Below are 23473 nucleotides of genomic sequence, written 5' to 3' on the forward strand. Positions count from 1 at the left end.
ACACGATTTGTTACTACGGAATAGACAGCAGAAAGTGTGCCACAGGAATTACGAGGAATCTGCAATGGATTGAAATGTTTTTTGAATCAAAGGGATGTGTGAAGTGTGGGGCGTGAAGTTATCAAAGCGATTTGATGTCGGCGCTACCGTTGGCTACGAGGCGCGGGTAGCAGGTTCCCAATGTATATGGCGGTCTGACTAAGTTGCGCCAAATCTTGACATCCACCGCACCAATTCTGTGCACGCCTTGGGAACTTTTCCTGAAAGTGCCACCTAAGAGCCATCAACCGATGGCACTTTCGTTCTACATGATCGGTATCAATCAAGCGTCGAACCGGATTGGACAAGCTCCCATCCGGCTGCTTTCCTTTATTTCTCAGTAAGAGAAACACGCTGCAGGCCATCTGGTCACAGCGTTGCCACGTCCCAGGAGGGGTCAATGTCTTTCAATGTCATGATGGTTTTCGGTACTCGCCCGGAGGCCATAAAAATGGCCCCGCTTGCCCGGGTTCTGCGTCAGTGGCCGGACATCCAACTGAACATCTGCTCCACCGGACAGCATCGCGAGATGCTCACGCAGGTGCTCGACGCCTTTGAACTGACAGTCGATGAAGACCTGCAAGTGATGACCCAAGGCCAAACCCTTAATGGTCTGTCGCAACATCTGCTTGCAGAACTCGACCAAGCCTACGAGCGGGTCAAACCCGACATTGTGCTGGTACACGGCGATACCACCACCAGTTTTATCGCCGCCCTCGCCGCGTTCAATCGACAACTGCCGATCGGCCACGTCGAAGCGGGCCTGCGTACCGGCAATCTGCGCGCACCTTGGCCGGAAGAAGCCAATCGGCGCTTGACCGGTGTCATCGCCGACCTGCACTTCCCCTCCACCTCTAAAGCCGCCGCCAATCTACTGCGTGAGGGCATCCCGCAAGACAACATCGAAATCACCGGCAACACCGTGATCGATGCATTGCTGTGGACGCGCGAACAGCAGATAAACAGGCAATGGCAACCGGCCGCCGACTCCCCGCTGGCCGAGCTCGATGATCAGCGTCGAATGATCCTGGTCACCAGCCATCGTCGGGAAAACCTGGGCGATGGCTTCACTCACATCTGCGAGGCGCTGGCGGAACTGGCCGCGCGTTACCCGGACGTGCAATTCGTTTACCCGGTGCACCTCAATCCACTGGTGCAGCAAGTCGTCTACGGCATGCTCGCCAACACGCCCAACATCTACCTGATCGCACCGCAGGACTATCCGCATTTCGTCTGGCTGATGGGCCGTGCGCATTTCATTCTTACCGACTCCGGCGGTGTGCAGGAAGAGGCCCCGGCCATTGGCAAACCCTTGCTGGTGTTGCGCGACGTCACCGAACGCCCCTCCGTACTGGAAAGCGGCACGATGCTGTTGGTCGGCACCGACAAGGCACGCATCATCAACGAAGCTTCGCGGTTGCTTGATGACGAAGAGACCTACACCCGCATGAGCCGCGTACACTTTCCCTACGGCGATGGTCACGCCAGCGAATTGATCGCCACCCGCCTTCACGCCTGGTTGAGCGCTCGCTCGACGGCGGGTGACGGGGTATGAGTCTGGGTTGGGTCGATTTTTTTGCGTATGTGCTGTTTGGTCTCAAATATGTGGCGATTGCCCTCGCCCTGCTGATGTTCTTCCTCGGTCTCGATGACCTGTTCATCGACCTTGTGTACTGGAGTCGCAAGCTGATCCGGCGCTGGCGGATCTACGATAAATTCGAACGCGCCGACGAGCAGCGGCTGTATGCGATTGCCGAGAAACCGCTGGCGATCATGGTGCCGGCGTGGAATGAAGTCGGTGTGGTCGGCGAAATGGCCCGCCTGGCGGCCTCGACCATCGATTACGAGAACTACCAGATTTTCGTTGGCACCTATCCCAACGACGCCGAGACCCAAGCGGATGTCGACGCGGTCTGCCAGCACTATCCCAACGTACACAAAGTGGTCTGCGCCCGCCCCGGACCGACCAGCAAGGCCGACTGTCTGAACAACATCATCGACGCCATTCTGCGTTTCGAGAGCGAGGCGAAAATCCAGTTCGCCGGGTTCATCCTGCATGACGCCGAAGACGTGATTTCACCGATGGAGTTGCGCCTCTACAACTATCTGCTGCCCAACAAGGATCTGATCCAGATCCCGGTTTATCCGTACGCACCGGAATGGAAAGGCTTCACCGCCGGCCACTATGTCGACGAGTTCGCCGAAAACCACGGCAAGGACGTTATCGTTCGCGAAGCCCTGACCGGTCAGGTGCCGAGCGCGGGTGTCGGTACGTGCTTCAGCCGCAAAGCGATCAGCGCCCTGCTCGAAGACGGCGACGGCATTGCCTTCGATGTTCAGAGTCTCACCGAGGACTATGACATCGGCTTCCGCCTCAAACAAAAAGGCATGAAGTGCATTTTCGCCCGTTACTCGGTGAGCGATCCGAAACTGGCGCTGGAACAGCCGTGGGCATTCGGCATGAACCGCGAATTTTCCCAAGTGATCTGCGTGCGCGAGCATTTCCCGCGCGACTTGCAGCACGCGATCCGGCAGAAATCGCGCTGGATTGTCGGCATCGTCTTTCAAGGCACGAAGAACCTCGGCTGGAGCACCGGCCTGCTCAACTATTTCCTGTGGCGCGATCGCCGCGGGTTGATCGCCTACATGCTCAGCTTTCTGGTCAATCTGCTGTTCGCAGTGCTGCTGGTCATGTGGTTGGTCACGGTGATTTCTCCGGACTCCTGGCGCTACCCGTCGATTCTTTCCGACAGTTCATTACTGCCGGTGCTGCTCTGGCTTAACGGTTTCATGCTGCTCAATCGTCTGTTCCAGCGCGGCTGGTTCGTGACCCGCTATTACGGTCTGGTTGAAGGCCTGCTGTCGGCGCCACGGATGATGTGGAGCAACTTCGTCAACTTCTTCGCCAACCTCCGCGCGCTACGCCAGGTCATGGAAATGGGCGATTCGCGGCGCGTGGCCTGGGACAAGACCACCCACGAATTCCCTGCGCTGACCAAGGCACAACGCGTACCGCTGGGCCATCGTCTGGTCGAGAAAGGCTTGATTACCGAAGAACAACTGGAAGCCGCCATTACCAGCCCAGTTCGTCGCCGACTCGGTCGAGAATTGTTACTGCGTGGGTACATCGACAGCACGCAACTGGTGCAGGCACTGGCCGAGCAGCTTGATCTGGAATGGGCGCCACTCAACCCGTTCAAACTCGATAAGCGCCTGATTGATGCCTTGCCGCGCCGCATCGCCTCGCACTACGGCGTTCTGCCCGTGGCCGAGGAAGGCGAAACACTGGTGCTTGCCTCCGAAGGCCCGGTCAGTCAGGTCTCCCTCGGCGCCATCAGCCGACAATTAAAGCGTCCGGTGCGTAGCCGTCTGGCACCGCAAGGCCGTGTGACTCTGGGGATTCGTTACTGGTACGCCAGCCCCCGTCAGAATGAGGAAGTGCGTCATATGCTCCAAGTGCTTGAACGTCATCAGGACGATGAAGCCTTGCTGGAACGCGTCAGCCGCCATCAGGTGTTGCTGGGCAACCTGTTGCAGGTTCGCGGCATGGTGCCGCCCACACTGTTCAATCAAGCGCTGATTGATTTCGATGCGGAAAACATGTCACTCGGCGAGCACCTGATCGACCGCGGCATGATCACCCGCGAAGTACTCGAACAGGCGCTGGCGGATCAGACGAGTGAACAGCAAGCGGCTTACCGCATTGTCCGGGAGGTCGCATGAAGCCTGTTTACCGTCATTCCCTGATGATGGCGAGCCTGTTGCTTGGTTTGAGTACCGCGTACCCACTGCAAGCCGCACCATTGAGCGAGTTCGAACAGTTCCGCAGCTATCCCTATATGGATCGCAGTTACCGCGAGGCGAAAAAAGGTAACTGGAAAGAAGTCGAACGGCTGATGCGACACCTGCTGGAAAAGGTGCCGAAAAACGATGAGGCGCGTGCCATGCTGGTTGAGTCGCTGGCCAAACAGCGGCGCTATCAGGACGCCGTTCAAGCGTTGCCGAACGATAACAGCGAGGCAGTTCTCGATTTGCGCCTGACCTGGATCGAACAGGATCCACCGACCAGCACTCAAGTCGAACAATGGATGGCCACCAGCAGCCTCAACGACCGTGTGCGGTTGTGGCAGGCCTACAGCTTGAGTCTGGCGAAATTCGGCGGTGCCGCCAAAGCCCACGACTGGCTGGCACACTTGGCGCCCAAGGGTGACGACAATATTCTGCGTCTGGCGCGCTCGAACTGGTCCGAGCAATTGCGTGACTGGAGCGGCACCATCGAAGAACTCGCGCCGCTGGCGGCGCGTCAACAACTCGATACCGAAGGCTGGCAACGGCTGGCCAATGCCTACGTGCAACGCCTTGATGAGCAACCGCTGCAACAACTGCTGCAACAGGCGCCAAGCCCTGAAGCGGCGCGCAAAGTTCGACTGGCGATGGTCGATCGCGCCATCGCCATGGGCCACGATCAGCAGGCTCAGCGCTGGCTGCAATCATTGCCGGCGTCGGATCTGGCCGATCCGTTACAACGTCAGCGGCTGTGGGAGCTGGCGCGGCAGACTGATGATGTGCCGACTGTCCAGCGTCTCAGCAACGACTTGCAGCGCCCTTGCCTGGAAACCGTCGACTGGCTGTCGCGGCACGATCCGGAAGCTGCACGGGTGCAACTGCGTGGTTGTCAGCCAACAGATGATCCCCAGGACTGGCTGGTTCTGGCGCAACGTCTGCAAGCCACCGACCTGTTGCAAAGTACACAACTGCCGCAGCCCTGGGACAGCCAGCGGCAAGCGCAATTGCTCAATGTCTGGCAGGAACAGGGTGAGAGCAGCAAGGTCATGGTCTGGCTCGCCGGTCAGACGCAAACCCCTGCGGTGGTCAAACGCCGCGCAGAGCTAGCGCAGCGCATGGGGCGCCGCACTGAAGAACAGACCTTGTGGGAATACCATTACCGCCAGACCGGCGATCTGGCCTCGCTGAATCAGGCCAGTTTTCTCGCGTTCAATAGCGGCGATCGCGCGCACGCACAGCAATTGCTGGAAAACGCTTACGACCGTCATGGCGGACGTCTGCCAGCCACCGCGCTGCAGCGTCTCGCCGGGATCTACGCCTCTTTGACAGAGATCACGCCGGCCCAACAGCAACGCATGGCTTCGTTGATCGGTCGTGTCGACGGCGCCACTCGCGGGCAATTGCTCGCACAACTGGCAGAAAAAGGTCAGTGCGATGTCGTGCAGCAGGCCATCGGCCGTCACCCCCAAGCAATTGGCGACTTCCGCGCCCTCGGCCGTTGTGCGATGCCCGATCGACCCGGCGAAGCCGTCGTTTATTACCAGCAAGCCGAGAAACTTGGAGACCGCAGCAGTCGTTTGCCTTTGGCCTATGCGCTCGAAGCTGCCGGCGATTCCGCGGGTGCCTTGGCGATCTGGCGCAGCATCCCCGCTGCGGAGCTCACAGACAACGCACGTCTGACCGCCAGCCGCAGTGCTCTGAATGCCGGCGATGCGCAAACCGCCGAGCGTTTCTGGCAACAGAGCAACACTCGCGGGGCTAACGAATGGTCGCTAGGCGCGGCGATTGCCGATGCTCGCGGCGCGCATGTACAGGCGCTGGAACGCCAACGCCAGGCCTTATTGAAAGCACCGGATGCCGGGCACTTTTATGCCGCCTCGGTCACCGCACAAAAGGCTGGTGATTTGTCACAAAGTACCGCATGGCTGGCCGAAGCCGTGCGCCGCGATCCGGAAAACCCACGCTACCGCGCCGATTACGGCATGCGTTTGTCGGGCGCACAAACCCGCGAAGAGCGCGCCAGGGCAATCCCCTATCTGCAACAGGCGACCCGCGACTTCCCAGAGGATTATCGTCTGGGCGAAACCCTGGCCTGGCGCTACGACGAAGTCGAGGACAGCGCCTCCGCGCGTAAAGAACTGCGTCGCGTGATAGACCTCGAACAGAACCCGGTTGCGGCGGACGATGAAGACGGCAGTATGGAGGCTCGTCGCTATCGTCAACGCCGTGCTCATGAGGCCTTGTCCCGGCGGGATAACTTCACGATTGCCAGTACCTGGTCGCCGGCTGGGGTTTCAACCAACGACTTTCTGCGTGACGACGACAGCAAAGGCTCACGCCGCAGCCCCAACTCGCAGAACGTACAAGTGGCCATGTGGGATCACGCCCTCGGTGAAGAACCGAGCCGAGCCGGCAGTTCGCTGTCGGTCTATGGCCGCGTGCTGATGGGCGGACAAAGTCGCTCCAGCTACGCTGAGTCCGTCGCCGCAGGTGTTGGCTTACGCTACAAACCGTGGGGCACGCAGAACATCAACTTCTACGGCGAAATCTATAAACAGAGCCAGTTCGACGACAAGGATAATCACGGCCTGAGCCTCGGCCAGTTGATCAATCCAGACAAGCTCTCGGATCAGCTCGACGACCATCGCAAAGATGGCCACACCAGCACCGACTACCTGCTACGCGCCACCGCCTCGTTCCTTGATCAGGGCAAGTACCGCAACGATTGGCGCGTCGACGAAAGTGAATGGGATGAACGCTTCCTCTACCTCGACGCCGCCTGGTGGACCAAGGCCGGCGATCACCAATGGTTATCGCGTTTCCAGCAAGGTCATACGCGGAAACTGCCGTTCAATGGCGCACAAACGATCATGCCGTACGGATTTCTTGAATTCGCCAGCCAGGATCCGAGCAACGACTGGCGTCAGGATTTGCGCACCGGTGTCGGTTTGCGCTGGCAATGGTGGTACGACGATGACCGCTACAACGCCTACCGCTCGAAACTGACGGTGCGTACCGAATATCAACAGTCGCTGGGCGGCAATTTGTATGAAGGCGGCAACGGTGTGCTGCTGGGCGTGGAGTGGAATTTCTGATGGCTCGCTGGATAATGTTTTTCTGCTTGTTGCTTAGCGCCGTCGCTGTGCGTGCTGATGAGCGTGTGTTCTATCAACCGCTTAATGTCGATGCCAGTCTCAGCCAGACGCAATGGCAAAAAATCTGGCAAGACAGCGCAAAGCAAGGCACGCGGACGCTGATCGTGCAATGGACTGCGTATGGTGACTCGGACTTCGGTGGTGCCAATGGCTGGCTCGCCAACAGTTTGAAACTGGCGCAGCGACAAGGCTTGCAGCTGGTACTCGGATTGAAAATGGATCCGGCCTACTACCAGCGCATCGATGAACTCGACAGCGCCGGCCTCGCCACTTATTGGCAGGCGCAACTGGGCCAGACACTGGCGCAGCAGCAAAAGCTGCGCAAGGACTGGAAGTTGCCGGTAACGGGTTGGTACCTGCCACTGGAGCTCGACGACTTGCATTTTCTCGCCGCAGAACGCCGGGCGACGTTGCAACGCCAACTGACGGATCTGGCGGGCAAACTGGATGCTCCGCTGCACATCAGCGCATTCAGTGCCGGCAAACTCGCGCCGTCGGTCAATGGAAAGTGGTTGGGCGATCTGGCGGCTGCCGGAATTCAGGTCTGGTGGCAGGACGGTGCGGGTACCGGTCGCCTGGCCCCGTTGGTACGCACCGGTTATGCCGGCGAACTACCCTGCTCGGTAGGTATCGTGCGTGAGGCGTTCCGGCAGGTCAGCCGCGATGGCCAGCCATTTCGTGCCGAGCCCAGCGCACCTGACGTGACATCTACCGGTTGTCATCCAAACGCCGTATTTTCCCTGCGTTACCGCCCATGGGGCCAGGTGATCCTCGACAACCAGCGCAAACATCAGGGTATCGATGTACAAAATCATTGAAGACGAAGTGCTGAAAAAAACCGCGCCAGCGGCAGTGCGCGCCGAATTCGTCCAGCACGAATTCGAGCGCCTCCACCGGTTCAGCGTGTTGATCTTCCTCACCAGCACGTTCATGTGGCTGGTGTTTGATTTGATCGTCAGCTTCCTCGGCGGCCAGGGCTTCACCTGGCGTTCAATGGTTTTTCTATTGCTGTTTTCGATTCTGACCGTCGTGCTGGGGTTCACCCGCAAGGCGCGTCATTTTGATGTGCTGACCGTGCTCTTCGTGCTCGGTCTCACTGTTGGCGTCCGGCTCATTGTCTACGGTGTACCGGACATTGTGCAGAGTTCCTGGCTGGTGCTTGCCGCCGCCAGCATGCTCTACAGCATCTCGGTACTGCCCTTAAGTCGCGTGGCGTTTTTCGTCGTGCAACTGATCATCTGGTCGTTGCTCAACCCGTTTATCAATACCAGCATCAGCCTCTTCGAATTGCGAGGGGTCATGACGGCTTGCTACAGCGTGTTTCTGTGTGCACTGACCATCTACACCTTTCTCAAACTGCGCGAGGCCAAGCTCTACAACTACATCATGTCGCAGTTGCTGCTGGATCAGGCCTACAACGATACCCTCACTGAAATCCCCAACCGCCGTTCCTTCATGACCCTCGCGGAAAAACACCTGCAAACGGTTTCGCGCGAACACGATCATTACTTATTGATGATCGACATCGATAACTTCAAGAAAGTGAATGACACCTATGGGCACGACATCGGCGATGAAGTGCTCAAGCGCGTTGCCGCCGACATCAAAATGGTGATGAACGCGTATGACTTTGCTCGATTGGGTGGCGAGGAGTTTGCGATTTATCTGACCGATGTTAGCCGCGAGGATGCCGAAGCACTGGCCGGGGAATTGTGCAGACTCGTGCGCGAACAACCGACGACGTATCCGGTGACCATCAGCATCGGCGTAACCCGGGTCGAAGAACACGACACCCTGACTCAGGCGTTGATCAAGGCGGATGATGCGTTGTACGAATCAAAGCATTCGGGGAAGGATCGCTACACATTTCATCGCTGATAAGTGCGTTATCTCTAAGACCGACTTCGCGAGCAAGCCCGCTCCCACACTTGAGTGCATTTCAAATGTGGGAGCACGAAGGGGCCAGGACCGTCAGCAAATCAATCAGTCATTTTTACCAGCAACACCCGCGTCACCCGCCGCTCTTCAACCGCCACCACCGTCATCTGCCAGCCTTCGTATTCCAGACGATCGCCCACCATCGGCAAGCGATCCAGCAAACTCATTACCAGACCGGCCAGCGTTTGATAATCCTCGGTGGGCTCAGCGCCAAACCCGGTGCGCTGCCGCACCCGTGTCAGGTTCAGCGCACCGCTGACCATAAACCCGCCCTGCTCTTCAAACACGTCAGGGCCTTCAACTTCACTGGCGTCGGGTAATTCACCGGCAATCGATTCAAGGATGTCGGTCATGGTCAAGATACCGACAAAATCACCGAATTCATTGACCACAAACGCGATGTGGGTCGACGCGGCACGCATTTGCTCCAATGCGTTGAGAATCGAATAGCTCTCGAGCAGATTGATCGACTTGCGCGCCAAGTGCTCCAGATTCGGCTCCTCACCGGCCAGATACTCTTTGAGCAATTCTTTCTTGTGCACGAAGCCCAGTGGTTCATCCACCGCGCCATCGCGAATCAACGGCAATCGTGAGTAGGACGAATGCATCAATCGTATGCGAATCGCTTCGGCGTCGTCGGCCAGGTCGATGTAGTCGACATCGGCGCGCACAGTCATCAGGGCACGAATCGGACGTTCAGCCAATTGCAGAACGCCGCTGATCATCACGCGCTCGCGGCGGTCGAACAGTTCCGTACTCGGCGCTTCGCCGTTGTCGAGCAGGTCGGAAATCTCCTCGCCCACTTCCTCCACTGCCAGTTTGCGTCCGCCCAGCAGACGCATGACCGCGTGGGCCGTGCGCTCACGCATCGGACGCAAACCCTGCATCGAGCGTTTGCGACGGGCACGGGCAATCTGGTTGAACACTTCAATCAGAATCGAGAAGCCGATGGCTGCGTACAGATAGCCTTTCGGGATGTGGAAACCCAGGCCTTCGGCGGTCAGGGCGAAACCGATCATCATCAAGAAGCCCAGACACAACATGATCACCGTCGGGTGCGCATTGACGAAGCGTGTCAGCGGCTTGCTCGCAACAATCATCAGACCGATGGAGATGATCACCGCGATCATCATCACCGCCAGTTCATCGACCATGCCGACAGCGGTAATCACCGCGTCCAGCGAGAACACGGCGTCGAGCACCACGATCTGCGCGACGATCGGCCAGAACAGCGCATACGCGGTGTTAGAGGTGCGTTCGCCGACATGACCTTCCAGCCGTTCGTGCAACTCCATGGTTGCCTTGAACAACAGGAACACACCACCAAACAACATGATCAGGTCGCGACCGGAGAAACTCTTGTCGAATACCTCGAACAGCGGCTGCGTCAGGGTCACCAGCCAGGAAATACTCGCCAACAGGCCCAGGCGCATGATGAGCGCCAGCGACAGGCCGATAATTCGCGCGCGGTCACGCTGATGCGGCGGCAATTTGTCCGCCAGAATCGCGATGAACACCAGGTTGTCGATGCCGAGCACCAGTTCCAGCACGATCAAAGTCAACAAGCCTAACCAGGCCGTGGGATCCGCTAACCATTCCATAAAATATCTCGATCTCTCTTCAGTAAATTCAGGCTGCCGGACACGGCGAAGTGCAACGCGATAGCTCTGAAGCTGCGTTGTCTACGATAGTCGGGTGTCGGAAAACCGGATGCTGCGAGTGCGTCAAGACCGCGCCGTGGCGCATGGAAAACGGATAACTGGGAGGCTCCGAGAGGGTGTTCATGCAAATCCTGAAAGGAAAAAGGCCTTGAAGCGTACAGGCAGAAGCGGGCCTTTCCCCAGTCGCAAATTATTTCAAAATCTGTAAAGCACAGCTTTGATGGGCTGCCGAAGCCTCTCCGGCAGCCGATGGAGTCCACTGATAAACCTAGTGTCCGGCCAGCCGCTGCAGCTGTTCCAAAGTGTGTGTCTCCAGGGCAATGCCGTACTTGAGCGACTTCTCACGTTGCAAATGCCGACGATCACCCGGCAGACGCTTGAGCCCGACGCCGTGCATTTGCCGCACCAGTTCATGGCTGCGCTCGGCAAAACTCTGGCCCGACGCCTTGGAGGGATCGATCACGATCAGCAACTGACCGGTCCATGGCGTTTTCGCGCCGGGATGATTCTTCCAGTCGAACTCGAACGAGAAGTTTCCACCGGTGAGTGCCGCCGCGAGCAACTCGACCATCATCGACAGCGCCGAGCCCTTGTGCCCGCCAAACGGCAACAGCGCGCCACCTTCCAGAATGGCTTTGGGATCTTGCGTCGGCTGACCAAGGCTATCGACGCCCATTCCCGGCGGCAGGCGCTCGCCGTTGCGCGCGGCAATCTGCACGTCGCCGTGCGCAATGGCACTGGTGGCCAGATCGAAGACGATCGGCGCGGCCCCGGCCTGCGGCGCAGCGAACGCAATCGGATTGGTACCGAACAATGGTCGATCGGCGCCGTGCGGCACCACGCACGTCATGCTGTTAACCACGCTCAGGGCGACCAGGCCCTCCTCGGCGAACGGCTCAACGTCCGGCCACAGTGCCGCGAAGTGATGGGAATTGCGGATCGCCAGCGCCGCGATCCCGGCGCTGCGTGCTTTCTCAATCAGTAACGGACGGGCCGCCGCCAACGCTGGCTGGGCAAACCCGTTACCGGCATCAACCCGCACAAATCCGGCAGCGACATCCTCCACCAGCGGCACAGCCTGCCCGTTGACCCAGCCACTTTGCAGGGTCGACACATAACCGGGGATACGGAACACGCCGTGACTGTGCGCCCCGTCACGTTCGGCGCCGGCACAGTTAGCGGCCAGTGATCGAGCGACCTGCGCAGAGGTGCCGTGGCGCAAAAAAATCGTTTCAAGCAGTTGCGTCAGTTCTTCGAGCGACAGCGTGGATAAAACAGCAGCAGACACATGATCGGATGGCGCAGACATCTGAAGCTCCAGATTAATTATTGGAGGGAACAACAGCGTACGAATTCGCGAATCGATTAATCACGCCTGCAAGGCAGCGTGTCAACCCTTGCCGAGGGCAACGGCGTCACAGACTGGCACATTATCAAGCTGTGTGTGCGGTAACTATGTACCACCTGCCCACCCTCTTCGATCCATACCCTAGAGCCTCAATCTATCGGCGCGACTCTTGCGCCTTGTCGAGACTCGTTGATGCCAGCCACTCATTCTCCGCTGTTGTTTCCAGAAACCTTGAAGTCACCCGGCCTTTGGGGCGAACTGGGCCCAATCCATGGTTTGTCACGTAAGGACTTCGATTGGCTGGCCCTGACCGAACTCGCCACGCAGGCATTACGCAGCCAACAATCCCCACCAATGCTGGCCCAGCGCATTCTGCTCAGCATTCCTGGCGCTGCCGCCGTGCCGCTGGCGGGCTGTTTTGTCCTGGGTGCCACTCCGGATGACGGTGGCGAGATCCTCTACTCCCCGTATGAAGGCATCAAAAAACACCACAGCCGCGCTGATCTATTGGAACGACTGGAGACACGGCTGAACACGCCAGGTGACGCTGAACGACTGCTGGCCTTTTTACCGATATCCCGACGCAAGCAACTGCTGGATTCACGCGGCATCCGGGTCTCGCTTATACCGATTGCGGGGGATATTTTCGAAGATCAGCAGGCGCTGATTACGCAGGCTCAACGTGAGAATGCCGAGGCCATGCTGATCGAGCTGAAGCAACTGCCTTTGCTGCATACGCTTGTTGAACAGGTCATGGATGATTTACTACGCAGCGACGTGCAAGCCGGATCGCCACGTGCAACCCGCGTCAGTTTTTACCTCAGCCCCGACAACGGCGCGACTCGCCACTGGCTGGACTCCATGAGTCTGAGCGACGCCGTGCTGATGTATTACCGCAACCAATGCTGGCCGGCAGGCCAACAGCACGAGTTCTCAAACCCGACCATTGCTACACAACCTGATGATCAAGCCCGCTGGGAGAGTGCCGTGAAAAGCGCCTCGGGAAAGTTAGCGGTGCGGTTGTTTGATCAACTCGAAGCCTACTGGCAGGCACCTTGCGCTGACGGATCATCCCGTCGCGATTTTTTCGCTCAAGCGGTGGAAGACCAGGCCCGTGCGGATCTGCTGCTCAAACGGGAAGCCAGCATCATTGACGCTGCGCAATTCATCACCCTGCATCAAATGATCGAACCGCTTCCCACCGTTTCTCGCCTGCCAACCATCGAAACCGTAAGGATGTGGGAGTACCAGGCCAACTTCGTCGAATTGGCCGGATCCTTGATGATCAGCCACGACAACGCCTACCTCTATACCCCCACTCAGGGTCTGCAAGTACTCAAGGACTACGCGAACCTCAAAGAGATCTTACTCAGAAAATTCAAGCGAGCCGGGCATGAAGACCAGCTCTACGGGTTGCTCAGCCTCGAAGAACGCAATCGTTTTATTGGTTACGACCGTCCGCAGGTAACGGGAGAGGTGATTTCCGGCGCCATTTTCAAAGTGCTGTTCGAACTGATCATCACCAAACAACGGCAGAACCTCGACTACGCCTTGCAGGTGTTTCGCCACAGCGATGGCGCCATCGATGTGCATGCCTTGGTCGACAAGGCGCTGGACATCCGCACGATGCTGAATGAGCAATTGCTGACCCTCGATGCCGGTGAGCGCTGGAGCACACGTCCAGTACTGTTCGGTCGGGCGCAACCTTCGTGGGTGCTGGCCGACAAGACGACGCTGGCGATAAAGTCATTCGCCGACGTCAAAGCCCCCCTCGCCCGTGATTTCGCCGCACAACCCCACACGACTGCAGCTTCCCAGCGCAGTTACCTGGAGCATATGAAGATCCGGCTGGCCCATGGTTTTTACGTAGGCGTGCGTGGCGAAGCGGAACTGCGGATGATTTACGGCACGCTGCAAAAACCGCTACGGGCGATCGTCGATACCGTTTTCAACGCCGACCAGCCCACGCGTAATGATCGCCGAACGCTCAATGGGTTTCGTCCCGATGCCTGGGCACTTACGGTGAAAGGCTCAGGTGAGAAACATGCATTCCCCCTGGATCAATGCGTTTTGCTCACGGAGCGCGGCGGTCTGGATGTCGAGCACTCCGGGCGCGTCATTCTGTGGACTCCGAGTTTGGGGCTGGAGGCGTTTGACGGAATTGTCAGCGTCCGCCACACATTGAATCAGCGCTTGCTCGACAGTGTTCAGCGCCTTTCTTTGCTGGAAAACCTTCGTCCTCCACAACAATTGCTCCGCCGGAATTACCAGTTGGGGCCGCTGCAACTGATCGGAGGCAATGTGATGGAGGCGTGCATGCAATCGGCGATCGATCACTACCTGGCCCGTTGCGAGGAACTGCGCGCACGCTTGACGGATCCCGCCCGCCTCAATGATTCGTTGACGCTGCTCAGTAAAACCCTGGTCGAAACCAACTTGCAGCGTGCATCTGACGTTGCGCAAGCCATCAGGCAGCAGCAATCACTCCCGATCTGGCTGGGTATGGCATCGATCGAAGAGCAGCAATTACATCTGGAATTGTTGGAGCAGTGGCACAACAGCGTGACCGATGACGAAGACTATCTGCACGGCATTCCTTCATTGGAGCGCTATGTACGAGAAACGCTGAAGTCGTTACTCGATGTGCGATTCCCCGGGAGCAATCTTGAGCCGCAAAATATTGAGATCATCCCCAATCTGGCCCTCGCGGGACCCGCGCGCAGCCTGTCCGAGTTTGCCTTGAATCACGTCAACGTCGCGCAAGGCACTGGCTTCAGCGTAGCGTCGAAGACTGCCCAACCGTTACCGCCGGGTCTTGATCAACAGGCCGTCAGACAAATGCTGGCGTCGCTGGCAATATCCACTGATTACGCAAAAAGGGTCACTGATGCCCTGTCTGCACCCTCCCCTCAAGCCGATGCACGTAAACAGCGCTTTTTCCGCCAGTTACCGTGGCAACTGTTACAGCATGCGCACGCCTTGAAACTGCAACAGCGTCTGTCCGACAAAGCTTTCGACCTGATCGCCCAAGTGCTGGACATGCCAGATGGCAAGGCGCGCGCCACCGTCGAGGGGGCTCACGCAAATATCTATCCACTGTCGCTGATCAAGACGCCGAGAGCGGCGCCCGTTGAAGCGCTCGCCATGTACGTGATCGATTCCGACCATCGTCTGCGCAATCCGCTGGTGCTCTATGCACCTTATGCCGACGAGGTGTTTCGCGAGTTTGCGAGCGAAATGGATCTGATCGCAGCACTGAACACACCGGGGAGCTTGCAGGATCTGCTCATACGCCGCGCCCCCGAGCACCAGCAGGCTTCGCTGCGAAGTTTGTTGATTTCAAGCGTGGGCGAGGTCAGCGAGATGACGCTCGCCGTGAACCCTGTCACGGGTAATATCTTTCACCGACTGTACGACGACAATATTGCGCTCCTTCCGCAGCTGCTCGGCAGCCAGTTGAAAACTGCAGCGCAGGCAGATTGGGAGGCTGCGAAAAATCTCTTCAGCGATGGCATCAAACTGCTTTCAGGGCTTCTGCCGGGCAAGCTGGGTTACCTGTCATTTCTTTGGCAAAGCTACAAAGACTTCAAGGATTCGGCCGAGGCACTGCAGGATCATCACTGGAAACCCGCACTGAAAGCATTCATTGCCGGTGCGATACAAATGGTCAGCATGGGCCGTTTGTCGATGGAGTCCTCCGCTGAGTCAGTGACCCCTTTAAAGGCCGCCTCCGAAGAGCCGCCGTTAGCGGCCCCTCGGCTACAGCAGATCCAAGTGACTGCACCGTCACGCACCGCCCTGCAACACTTCGAAACCACGACAGTCGCACTCAAAGACCTGTCCCTTGAGCCGCACAGCGGGACTTACATCAATAACGCCGACAGGCTTCGCTATGCCGCCATCGCCGGCAAGGTTTATCGCGTCGACAAACCCGGCGCCGTTTGGCGCATGGCGAATGCACAGTCCTACGGTCCGACATTACGCAAGGGAGGCACACAGCTGGTTATCGATCCGGATCTTCACACCGTCCATTACGGCAAGGCGATGTCCAAGATGTACAACCGCTTCGCCGCCGACCGCGAACGCCGGCTGGTACTGAACATCGAGGCACTCGGCATGGAGGCCATCCGCCGCAAACACCCGGACAAAGCGCGGATGCTGGTGCAGGCCATCGATATGGCCCGCTATTACGCATTCAACAGCTTGCATAATCTGGCACAACTGCGCAGTGCACCGGTCGGCACCCGACTCGATCGCTTCCTCAAGCAGTTCTTTGATGTGAGTCAGATCGACGACACGCTGATCAACAAAATAAAACAGGCGATCGTCCCGGTGTGCACGGCGCTGGTAAATCCGAGTGAGGACTTGATGAACACCGACCGCTTCGTCATTGGTTCGAACAAATACCCCGGCGCCAACCTGATTGCCTTCGTCCTGGATGAGGATGAGCAACGCAAGGTGCACTTCACCGAAAAATTCTTCTCCCAGCAACTGGACTGGTACAAATCTTCTCTGACCGAACCCTTTAATGTCGACGGGCATGCCCAGGCGTCCGTGCTGATTCATGAATTTGCCCATCAAATCTGCAACGCCGTAGACATTGCCTCGCTGGAAGCCCGCCGGCCCTTCAGCGATTTGATCGAGACCCTTACCGGCCAAGGCATCGCGATGAAAAACACTCAGCAGACGTTCCAGCGTGAAGCGCTGTCGTTGGCCACCCCGCGACAAGAGCTGTTTTCGCGCTGGAGCGATAAGCAACAAGCCTGGATTGGCTTCGATCAACTGCCTGACATGACCCACGTCAGCCGACAGATACTCGACGCCACGCTGAGCCCCACGCTGAACGACGCACGCAATGCCTTCCTCGATCAACAAACGCCACATCCGCGCATTGAGACTATTTTGCGCAATGCCGACTCGATTGCTTTTTTGATCGGCGAGATGGGCCGGCAACTGGATCCGGTGCCAGCAATTTCGCCGTAATCAGGCAAAAAAATGCGCAGGCCAGGCCTGCGCATGATTGAGACAGAAAACTGTGACGTCAGTCTTTCTGATCCCGCAAGACATTGCCCGAAGCACCGTCGATGCGGAACTCGTACACAACGCCGTCGGCTTTACGCCCTTCGCCTTTCCAGTAACCGTTGTTGTCGGCTGCGATTTCGTAAACCTCTACGTAACCGGCTTTGGTTTTGACGATTTCGATGGCTTTCTCAATGGTGATCCAGCCTGCACCGGGCTTGTCTGCCAGCGCGGCGCCAGCGCTGAGCAAACTGGCGGTGGCAATCAGGGCGGCAAAAGTTCTTTTGATCATTTTTTCACTCCATTTGTGGATAGTGCGCGAGGGTGTCCTGTTTTTTTGGGCGCCCCAGGGAAAAATAAGTTCCACTTTGATGGGTAATTGCCATGACGGATGTTCTCGGCAACTGATCGTCAAGGTTAGAATGTGCGAAATCAGGACGAGTCAATGACCCAAGACACCCTCTCGGAAGCCGAATACGATGCGATCACCGATGCCGCCGCGCATTGGTGCATGCGTGTGCACGCGGCTGATTGCACGGACGAAGAGCGATGCGCGTTCGAACAATGGCTCGATGCTCACCCGCTGCATGCGTTCGAATATGAAGCGATGCTGGAAATCTGGGACGTTGCCGAACATCTGCCGCGCCCCGAAGTTGACGTTGTCGTGCCGATCAGCCGCGCGCCGTCACGCTCGTGGCAACACTACGCTGTAGCCGCTGGTGTTTGCGCCGTCGCATTACCACTGGCTGCAGTCGCTGGCTGGAACCTTGGCTGGTTGCCCAACAGCTATCAGCATTTCGCCGCCACCGACAACGTACGTCAGGTCACGCTGGGTGATGGCAGCCAGCTCGAACTGAATCTGAACACCGAGCTGACCTTCAGTAATTACAAGGACGAGCGCCGCGTCACCCTGGAAAAAGGTGAAGCGTTCTTCACCGTCAGCCATGACATGAGCCACCCGTTTGTCGTGCGCGCAGGGGAAGGCAGGATTCGTGTAACGGGCACACGTTTCAACGTCTGGATGTATGAAGATCAGGTGCGGGTCAACCTGATTGAAGGTTCAGTGCTGGTGACCAGCAACACCGCACTGTCGGGTGATGGTTTGCGTCTCGGGCCGTCGATGCAGGCTCGCTACAAGCATGGTGATTACATGCCGCAGATCAACCAGACCTACCCCAACGACAGCGCTTTGGCCTGGCGCAGCGGCAAACTGGTACTCGACAATCTGTCGCTCAACGACGCACTGCCGCTGATTAATCGCTATCTGGACAAACCGTTGATGCTCAACGATAACGCGACCGGTGCGATTCGCGTGGGGGGCATTTACAACATCAAAGAGATGCACAATCTGCCAAGCACCCTGCCTAAAGTGCTGCCGGTCTATCTGTCGCGCAACAAGGATGGCGACCCGGTGATCAACGCGCTGCCACAACAACCGCCAAAAAGCTGAAGGCCGCGCCCCTTGCGGGATGCGGCCTCCATTTTTAACGTGGGCAAATAGCCGTTTTTACTGCGCTGCCACTTTTCCAGTCTTATCCAGTGCTTCGCGGATTGTCTGTACCTGATACTGCGGATCCGCCTGAATCTGCTGTTCGGTAAACGGCAGGACGCTCCATTGTTTCTTCGAGAACGCTTCAGTCTGATCCCGCGAATACTTCGACGCCGGATCACTGGACAACGAGAACGCCAACAGTCCTTGCGCGTGCGGGCCCTTTTCATCGAACGTGACCACTTGCAGGTAGCTGGTGCCGCTGACCACTTCCAGTTTGCCGTCCTCACGCGGTACGCTCTGAATCGCGTTATAGATCCCCAAAGTACCCGGCCCGCCATGAATCGGCGTCTGTTGCCCGCCACTGCTGACCACCTGAATATCACCCCAGCGAGCGTCAGACTTGAGGCCCATTTTTGCGCTCAATGCGACCGACGCCAACATGGCCTCGCGAAGCGCTTTGGCCACCGCTGGCTGCTCAATAGCCAGACCACGTGGCGTGTTTTGCGCATCCTTTGGATCGAACGCCACCCGCCAGATATCCGGAGATTCTTGCAAGGCTTGCATGATGTTCTGGAAGTGCACCAGGCCCAGACCCGAATCCAGATTGGCCCGGCCGTCCCACGCTCTCAGGCTGGCACACAGCGGTTTCAGCGCAGCAGCGTCAGTACCTGTTTCATTGGCGCAGAATTTCAGCAGATCCGGCACAACCTGACCCGCCAGATACACCTGGTCGTCCATCACCATGTGCTGGAGATCCTTCACCGCCAGGGTAGCGTTTTTGCTCAGGCTGGCGAGACGATCCAGGGCGAAGCGCGAGCGCAGCCCCAACGGTTGCCCCTCCTGACTGATCAGCGGCGAGAACCCGGTCAAGGGTTGCGCCGGATTCGCCAGCCAGGCGGAATCATTGGAATGCTGTACGAAATCCTTGCGCAGTAATTGCGGCAACTGGCTGGAGGCAAAAATACCTTTCTGCGCGGCTGCCGGATCGATGTCCCAGGCGCAAGCGCTGTTCGAGCCGTCCAGAATGATCATCTGCAAACCGATGCGCGGATCGCTGCATTTGGCCAGTTTATCGGCACTGACGTTGGGCACCACCGACAGGTTCATGTATAGCGTCTGTCCCTTGTCATCCACGGCCAAGGTGTTGACCCAGGGAATGCCTTGAATCTTGTGCACCGAATCCTGCAAATCCTTGAGGCTGGCAGCCTGATTCATTGCGTACCACTGTTTAAGTACGCGATCGTTCTCAAGGTTGGCGTCGCGCAAACTGTACGCGTATTGATTATCCCAATCGAGCTTGCCCGGCCACTGCACCACCGGGCCGAACTGCGAGCTGTAAATGTCTCGCGATACCGGCACGACCTGGCCGTCCGCCTGCTTGACCTGCACCGTTACGGTCTGCTTGCTCATTGGCAGTGATTTGCCATCAAGCATGTAGTGCGTCGGATCTTTTGGATCGAGTTGCAGGCGGTAGAGCGTGAAGTGTTTCGACGAGTCGACCGTGTGCGTCCACGCCAAGTGCTGGTTGAAACCGATGTTGATCATTGGCAGGCCCGGCAGCGCAGCCCCCATAACGTCGAGCTTGCCGGGGATGGTCAGGTGCATCTGATAGAAACGCATGCCGCCGACCCAAGGAAAATGCGGATTGGCCAGCAACATGCCGCGACCATTAAATGAACGTTCGCTGCCAACGGCCACCGCGTTACTGCCGCGATCCAAGGCGAAACGTTGCTGGCGCAGGTCGGCCATTTGATAAGCGTGATGATCGTGCTCGATCCGGGCAGTGGCCTGTGGCGGTGTCGCACCCGCCAGTGCTTCGGCGAATTGACCAACGCCACCTTCGACCAGCAGACGCCGCGTCAACTTGACCAAATCTTCAGTGGCAATGTCGCGCACCCATTCGCCTTGGCATTGCTGCGGCAGGCCTTGCTGGCGACGTTCGGCAAGATATTTGTTGTAGCCGGCGGCATAACCTTCGACCAGATCCTGCACTTGGGAAGTCTGTGCCTGCCAAAAACCATTGACCGCTTCAGGCGTGTTCAGCCAATTGAAAAACACATCGCTGACGCGATTCTCGCGCTCTTCCACGGTGAACTGATCAGGGCCGAAATAGCGTGAGCGCTGACCGTTGACCGTGACGATCTCGTTGGCCAGCAGACAGAGATTGTCTTGCGCGTAGGCGTAGCCGATGCCAAAACCCAAACCGCGTTCGTTGTCAGCGCGAATGTGCGGCACGCCAAAAGCGGTACGCCGAATATCGGCGCTGGCCTCAGTGGCGGGACTGAGTGCATGGGCGGAAAAACTTAGCCCAAATGCCATACCGGCAAGGGCCAGTCCAATTAACTGCCTGGAAATAATCACGCTCGCTCCTGATCGAAATGCCGAAGAGCGCAGGCGTGCCTGGCCTGAAAGGACGGGCATCGGCTCCGCTCTGAAAACACCCACGCGTCCACGCGCAATGAGCCTTTGCAAGTAACGAAGCCGAGAAAAAAAATTTAGGCCGCCGAACAGCGATCTGAAGCCGTAATTACGGAGAAAAGACGAATTTCCGACAAAATTTCTACATTTTTTCTTTCATGATTTCTCGTGCTGATTCGTCTTGTTTAGAGAGAGCACAAAAACCTTTCCCGATCTGGCCCTGCAAAGGAGTAATCGCATGTACAACTCGCAACTACCATCGGACGGTAGCCAGGCGCCACAAGGGGCTTCCATGAGCTCCCTGGCGAGCGATTTCGGGCAGCGTGCCGACCGTCACGGCAACGAACGGATCCGCCTGCTACTGAAAAGTTTTGGTCTGCGCACCAGTCTGATCCGCCTGAAAGTCATCGACGCCCTGCTGGTCGCGGCACAAAGCGAACGTCGTCTGGGCGTTCGCGGCGTCCACAGCCAATTGCTGGATCTGGACATTCCGCTGTCATTTCTCAGCGTCCGCGAAGTCCTTAAACGCTTGTGCGCCGAAGGTGTCATCACCTTCAACGCCGACAAGAGTTACAGCCTGCATCCACAAGCTGCGGCCGTCCTCAACGAGTAATCCGTACAGCGATCGCCGTCAGGATTTGACCTTGCGGCGCATCACGGCGTTGATAATCACCACGATCACCGCCACGGCGATTGCAATGTACTGAAACATCTTTTCAGTGATCATCCCGGCGTTTTGCGCCCAGGACAGGCCGAGCATGATCGCCAGTACCGACACGGCAATCAGAATCGAATAAATCAAACGTTGCTTATGGGTCATTGCGGTTTCCTGAAACTTTGAAATGTATCCGGTTTGTATCTGTTTGCATGCCATGCGCTTACCGTTTCACGGGGATGCGCCGCTGCAATCGGGGTCTCATGTTACAGCCGATGAAGAGTTTTGGCTTCATGACGGCGTAACCATGAGGATTTTTGAAATGCTGCGTCGAATCACCTGGCTGATTCCCGTTCTTGCCCTGCTGACCCTGAGTGGCTGCATCATCTTCCCCCACGGCGGCTGGCACGACGATCACCATCGTTACTACCAGGGTGGCCCTGGTTATTATCAACATCGCTAGAACAGGATTGTTCGCCCTGCCCGCTCTACTCTGAATGAACGCGACAGGGAAATCACCCAGCCGATCCACTGCACACAATGCCCGCATTCAAGCGGGCATTTTTGTGTGCGCCGATCCGCCAGTCCAGCGCTTAAACAAGCCGCAAGCATTTGAAATCTAATGTCGCAGCAAACCGTTAGGCCACCGGATGGCGCGCGCCTAGGATTTGAGAATCTTTTTCGACTCGCAAACAAGGATGTTTATGCAGAGGACACTTATCAGGATCCACCGTCGACAGGCCATCGGATTTTGTCTGGCCATAATGGCGTTTGAATTGCTGACCTACATGGCCAGCGACATGATCATGCCGGCCATGCTGACGGTAGTGACGGAGCTGGATGCGGATGTGCGTCACGTGCCAAACGCTTTCAATCTGTACCTGATTGGCGGTGTCTGCCTGCAATGGCTGATCGGGCCATTGTCGGATCAATGCGGGCGGCGGCCGATGCTGCTGCTGGGTTGCGCTCTGTTTGGTATTTCCTGCGCGGTTGTCTTCATAACCGACAGCATCGAAATGTTCAATCTGCTGCGCTTGCTGCAGGGCATGGGTTTGGGGTTTGTGGTGGCCGTCAGTTATCCGGCCCTTCAGGAAGTTTTCTGCGAGGCGGACGCCGTGCGCCTGATGGCATTACTCGGCAATGTGGCGCTGTTGTCGCCCTTGCTCGGGCCGCTGCTGGGCAGCCTGCTGCTGGAATGGGTGAGCTGGCGTGAGCTGTTTCTGGGACTCGCAGTGGCGGCTGGCGTGGTCTGGGTCGGGCTATTTATCTGCATGCCCGAAACCGTGGGCATTGTGCGCCGTGACGGACAGGCGCTACGCCCGGTGGCCTTCTCTTGGCGACAGACGCGTCAGCGTTATCTGGCCCTGCTGGCCAATCGCAGGTTCCTCGCTGCAAGTCTGGCGCTAGGCCTGATGAGCCTGCCGTTGATTGCCTGGATTGGCCTTGCCCCCTTGTTACTGATCCAGCTGCTGGGCCTGACTTCGGTTGAATATGGCCTTTGGCAAATCCCGATTTTCTCAGCAGTTATCGTCGGCAACCTGATGCTTGATCGTTTATTACTGACGCACTCGATACCCGAACTGATAGGCCTGGCACTCTGGCCTTTTAGTCTTGGATTGCTGGCTCTGGGCGTGTGCGCAGTGATTGGCACAACCATCACCCCGGTGATTGCCAGCCTGGCGCTGTACGCCATCGGGCTGGGCATGAGCAATGCCGCTTTGTATCGAATGGCACTGTTTGCCATTGATGACAGCAAGGGGCTGGTGTCCGCCATGATCGGCATGATTTCGATCACCGTGATGGGCATCGGCGGCTCGCTGATTGCTGCTGGCGGCGGTGGCTCACACATTGAATTCTTCGCACTCTGGTCAGCCTTCGGCGGCCTGCTGTGTTTGCCTTTTCTCTACGGTTTTTTACAAGGCGCGAAAACCGCGCCACCTCCACCTCAATAAAGGATTATTG

Annotated in this window: 15 protein-coding genes; 10 read left to right on the forward strand and 5 right to left on the reverse strand. The window is 57.7% G+C overall.

The features are described from left to right. Positions 1-439: 439 nt before the first annotated feature. Genes wecB through ACIOMO_RS03840 form a run of 5 tightly spaced genes read left to right on the forward strand, consistent with a single transcriptional unit; the run spans position 440 to position 8858 of the window. Entirely contained in the window at positions 440-1594 is a 1155-nt protein-coding gene (gene wecB / locus ACIOMO_RS03820; protein ID WP_053120520.1) for a non-hydrolyzing UDP-N-acetylglucosamine 2-epimerase, read from the forward strand. Further along, positions 1591-3762 carry a cyclic di-3',5'-guanylate-activated glycosyltransferase NrfB gene (gene nrfB, locus ACIOMO_RS03825; RefSeq protein WP_400644850.1) on the forward strand — a complete coding sequence of 724 codons (2172 nt, stop codon included), beginning with the start codon at positions 1591-1593 and terminating at the stop codon, positions 3760-3762. The genes wecB and nrfB overlap by 4 nt, the downstream gene beginning before the upstream one ends. After that, positions 3759-6920 (forward strand): phage receptor, encoded by a 3162-nt coding sequence (locus tag ACIOMO_RS03830; protein ID WP_401238223.1) that lies wholly within the window; start codon positions 3759-3761, stop codon positions 6918-6920. The genes nrfB and ACIOMO_RS03830 overlap by 4 nt, the downstream gene beginning before the upstream one ends. Further along, positions 6920-7798 (forward strand): DUF4434 family protein, encoded by an 879-nt coding sequence (locus tag ACIOMO_RS03835; protein ID WP_053120526.1) that lies wholly within the window; start codon positions 6920-6922, stop codon positions 7796-7798. The genes ACIOMO_RS03830 and ACIOMO_RS03835 overlap by 1 nt, the downstream gene beginning before the upstream one ends. Continuing rightward, positions 7782-8858, forward strand: coding sequence for a GGDEF domain-containing protein (locus tag ACIOMO_RS03840; RefSeq protein WP_401238226.1), 1077 nt, complete (start codon positions 7782-7784; stop codon positions 8856-8858). The genes ACIOMO_RS03835 and ACIOMO_RS03840 overlap by 17 nt, the downstream gene beginning before the upstream one ends. A 101-nt stretch (positions 8859-8959) precedes the next feature. Here the strand turns inward: ACIOMO_RS03840 and ACIOMO_RS03845 are convergent, their stop codons facing one another. Together ACIOMO_RS03845 and ACIOMO_RS03850 are read right to left on the reverse strand one after the other, a co-directional pair. After that, complete coding sequence (locus ACIOMO_RS03845) at positions 8960-10519, reverse strand: transporter associated domain-containing protein (protein ID WP_401238229.1); 1560 nt, start codon at positions 10517-10519, stop codon at positions 8960-8962. Between the two features lie 328 nt (positions 10520-10847). Further along, positions 10848-11888: an Ldh family oxidoreductase gene (locus ACIOMO_RS03850; protein WP_053120531.1), complete on the reverse strand. Its 1041-nt coding sequence runs from the start codon at positions 11886-11888 to the stop codon at positions 10848-10850. Between the two features lie 231 nt (positions 11889-12119). Between ACIOMO_RS03850 and ACIOMO_RS03855 the strand changes: the two genes are divergently transcribed. After that, complete coding sequence (locus tag ACIOMO_RS03855) at positions 12120-16910, forward strand: dermonecrotic toxin domain-containing protein (protein ID WP_401238232.1); 4791 nt, start codon at positions 12120-12122, stop codon at positions 16908-16910. Between the two features lie 58 nt (positions 16911-16968). On the opposite strand, the gene ACIOMO_RS03860 is transcribed toward ACIOMO_RS03855, so the two are convergent. Next, on the reverse strand, positions 16969-17238 hold the full coding sequence (locus ACIOMO_RS03860) for a PepSY domain-containing protein (protein WP_401238235.1): 270 nt from the start codon (positions 17236-17238) through the stop codon (positions 16969-16971). 153 nt (positions 17239-17391) lie between these two features. Here ACIOMO_RS03860 and ACIOMO_RS03865 point away from each other — a divergent pair, with 153 nt between their 5' ends. Beyond that, entirely contained in the window at positions 17392-18396 is a 1005-nt protein-coding gene (locus tag ACIOMO_RS03865) for a FecR family protein (protein WP_401238237.1), read from the forward strand. Positions 18397-18453: 57 nt separating this feature from the next. Here ACIOMO_RS03865 and ACIOMO_RS03870 read toward each other — a convergent pair whose 3' ends face one another. After that, positions 18454-20799, reverse strand: a complete 2346-nt coding sequence (locus ACIOMO_RS03870; protein WP_401238240.1) for an acylase — start codon at positions 20797-20799, stop codon at positions 18454-18456. A 295-nt stretch (positions 20800-21094) separates the two neighbouring features. Here ACIOMO_RS03870 and ACIOMO_RS03875 point away from each other — a divergent pair, with 295 nt between their 5' ends. Next, entirely contained in the window at positions 21095-21469 is a 375-nt protein-coding gene (locus tag ACIOMO_RS03875; protein WP_053120540.1) for a fe2+ zn2+ uptake regulation protein, read from the forward strand. 18 nt (positions 21470-21487) lie between these two features. Here the strand turns inward: ACIOMO_RS03875 and ACIOMO_RS03880 are convergent, their stop codons facing one another. Further along, entirely contained in the window at positions 21488-21676 is a 189-nt protein-coding gene (locus ACIOMO_RS03880) for a hypothetical protein (RefSeq protein ID WP_053120542.1), read from the reverse strand. Positions 21677-21833: 157 nt separating this feature from the next. Here ACIOMO_RS03880 and ACIOMO_RS03885 point away from each other — a divergent pair, with 157 nt between their 5' ends. Both ACIOMO_RS03885 and ACIOMO_RS03890 read left to right on the forward strand, forming a co-directional pair. Further along, the gene (locus ACIOMO_RS03885; RefSeq protein WP_007918111.1) at positions 21834-21974 is read left to right on the forward strand and encodes a hypothetical protein; all 141 of its coding nucleotides are present in this window, start codon (positions 21834-21836) and stop codon (positions 21972-21974) included. 241 nt (positions 21975-22215) lie between these two features. After that, on the forward strand, positions 22216-23463 hold the full coding sequence (locus ACIOMO_RS03890; RefSeq protein WP_401238244.1) for an MFS transporter: 1248 nt from the start codon (positions 22216-22218) through the stop codon (positions 23461-23463). Positions 23464-23473: the final 10 nt, after the last annotated feature.

The organism is Pseudomonas sp. NPDC087804, from assembly GCF_044742965.1.
In the GTDB taxonomy this organism is placed as follows: domain Bacteria; phylum Pseudomonadota; class Gammaproteobacteria; order Pseudomonadales; family Pseudomonadaceae; genus Aquipseudomonas; species Aquipseudomonas rustica.

What these genes read in the sequence shown, in the direction of transcription:
- wecB (WP_053120520.1), top strand. Translation starts at nt 440, where the DNA reads ATGTCTTTCAATGTCATGATGGTTTTCGGTACTCGCCCGGAGGCCATA.
- nrfB (WP_400644850.1), top strand. Translation starts at nt 1,591, where the DNA reads ATGAGTCTGGGTTGGGTCGATTTTTTTGCGTATGTGCTGTTTGGTCTC.
- ACIOMO_RS03830 (WP_401238223.1), top strand. Translation starts at nt 3,759, where the DNA reads ATGAAGCCTGTTTACCGTCATTCCCTGATGATGGCGAGCCTGTTGCTT.
- ACIOMO_RS03835 (WP_053120526.1), top strand. Translation starts at nt 6,920, where the DNA reads ATGGCTCGCTGGATAATGTTTTTCTGCTTGTTGCTTAGCGCCGTCGCT.
- ACIOMO_RS03840 (WP_401238226.1), top strand. Translation starts at nt 7,782, where the DNA reads ATGTACAAAATCATTGAAGACGAAGTGCTGAAAAAAACCGCGCCAGCG.
- ACIOMO_RS03845 (WP_401238229.1), bottom strand. Translation starts at nt 10,519, where the DNA reads ATGGAATGGTTAGCGGATCCCACGGCCTGGTTAGGCTTGTTGACTTTG.
- ACIOMO_RS03850 (WP_053120531.1), bottom strand. Translation starts at nt 11,888, where the DNA reads ATGTCTGCGCCATCCGATCATGTGTCTGCTGCTGTTTTATCCACGCTG.
- ACIOMO_RS03855 (WP_401238232.1), top strand. Translation starts at nt 12,120, where the DNA reads ATGCCAGCCACTCATTCTCCGCTGTTGTTTCCAGAAACCTTGAAGTCA.
- ACIOMO_RS03860 (WP_401238235.1), bottom strand. Translation starts at nt 17,238, where the DNA reads ATGATCAAAAGAACTTTTGCCGCCCTGATTGCCACCGCCAGTTTGCTC.
- ACIOMO_RS03865 (WP_401238237.1), top strand. Translation starts at nt 17,392, where the DNA reads ATGACCCAAGACACCCTCTCGGAAGCCGAATACGATGCGATCACCGAT.
- ACIOMO_RS03875 (WP_053120540.1), top strand. Translation starts at nt 21,095, where the DNA reads ATGTACAACTCGCAACTACCATCGGACGGTAGCCAGGCGCCACAAGGG.
- ACIOMO_RS03880 (WP_053120542.1), bottom strand. Translation starts at nt 21,676, where the DNA reads ATGACCCATAAGCAACGTTTGATTTATTCGATTCTGATTGCCGTGTCG.
- ACIOMO_RS03885 (WP_007918111.1), top strand. Translation starts at nt 21,834, where the DNA reads ATGCTGCGTCGAATCACCTGGCTGATTCCCGTTCTTGCCCTGCTGACC.
- ACIOMO_RS03890 (WP_401238244.1), top strand. Translation starts at nt 22,216, where the DNA reads ATGCAGAGGACACTTATCAGGATCCACCGTCGACAGGCCATCGGATTT.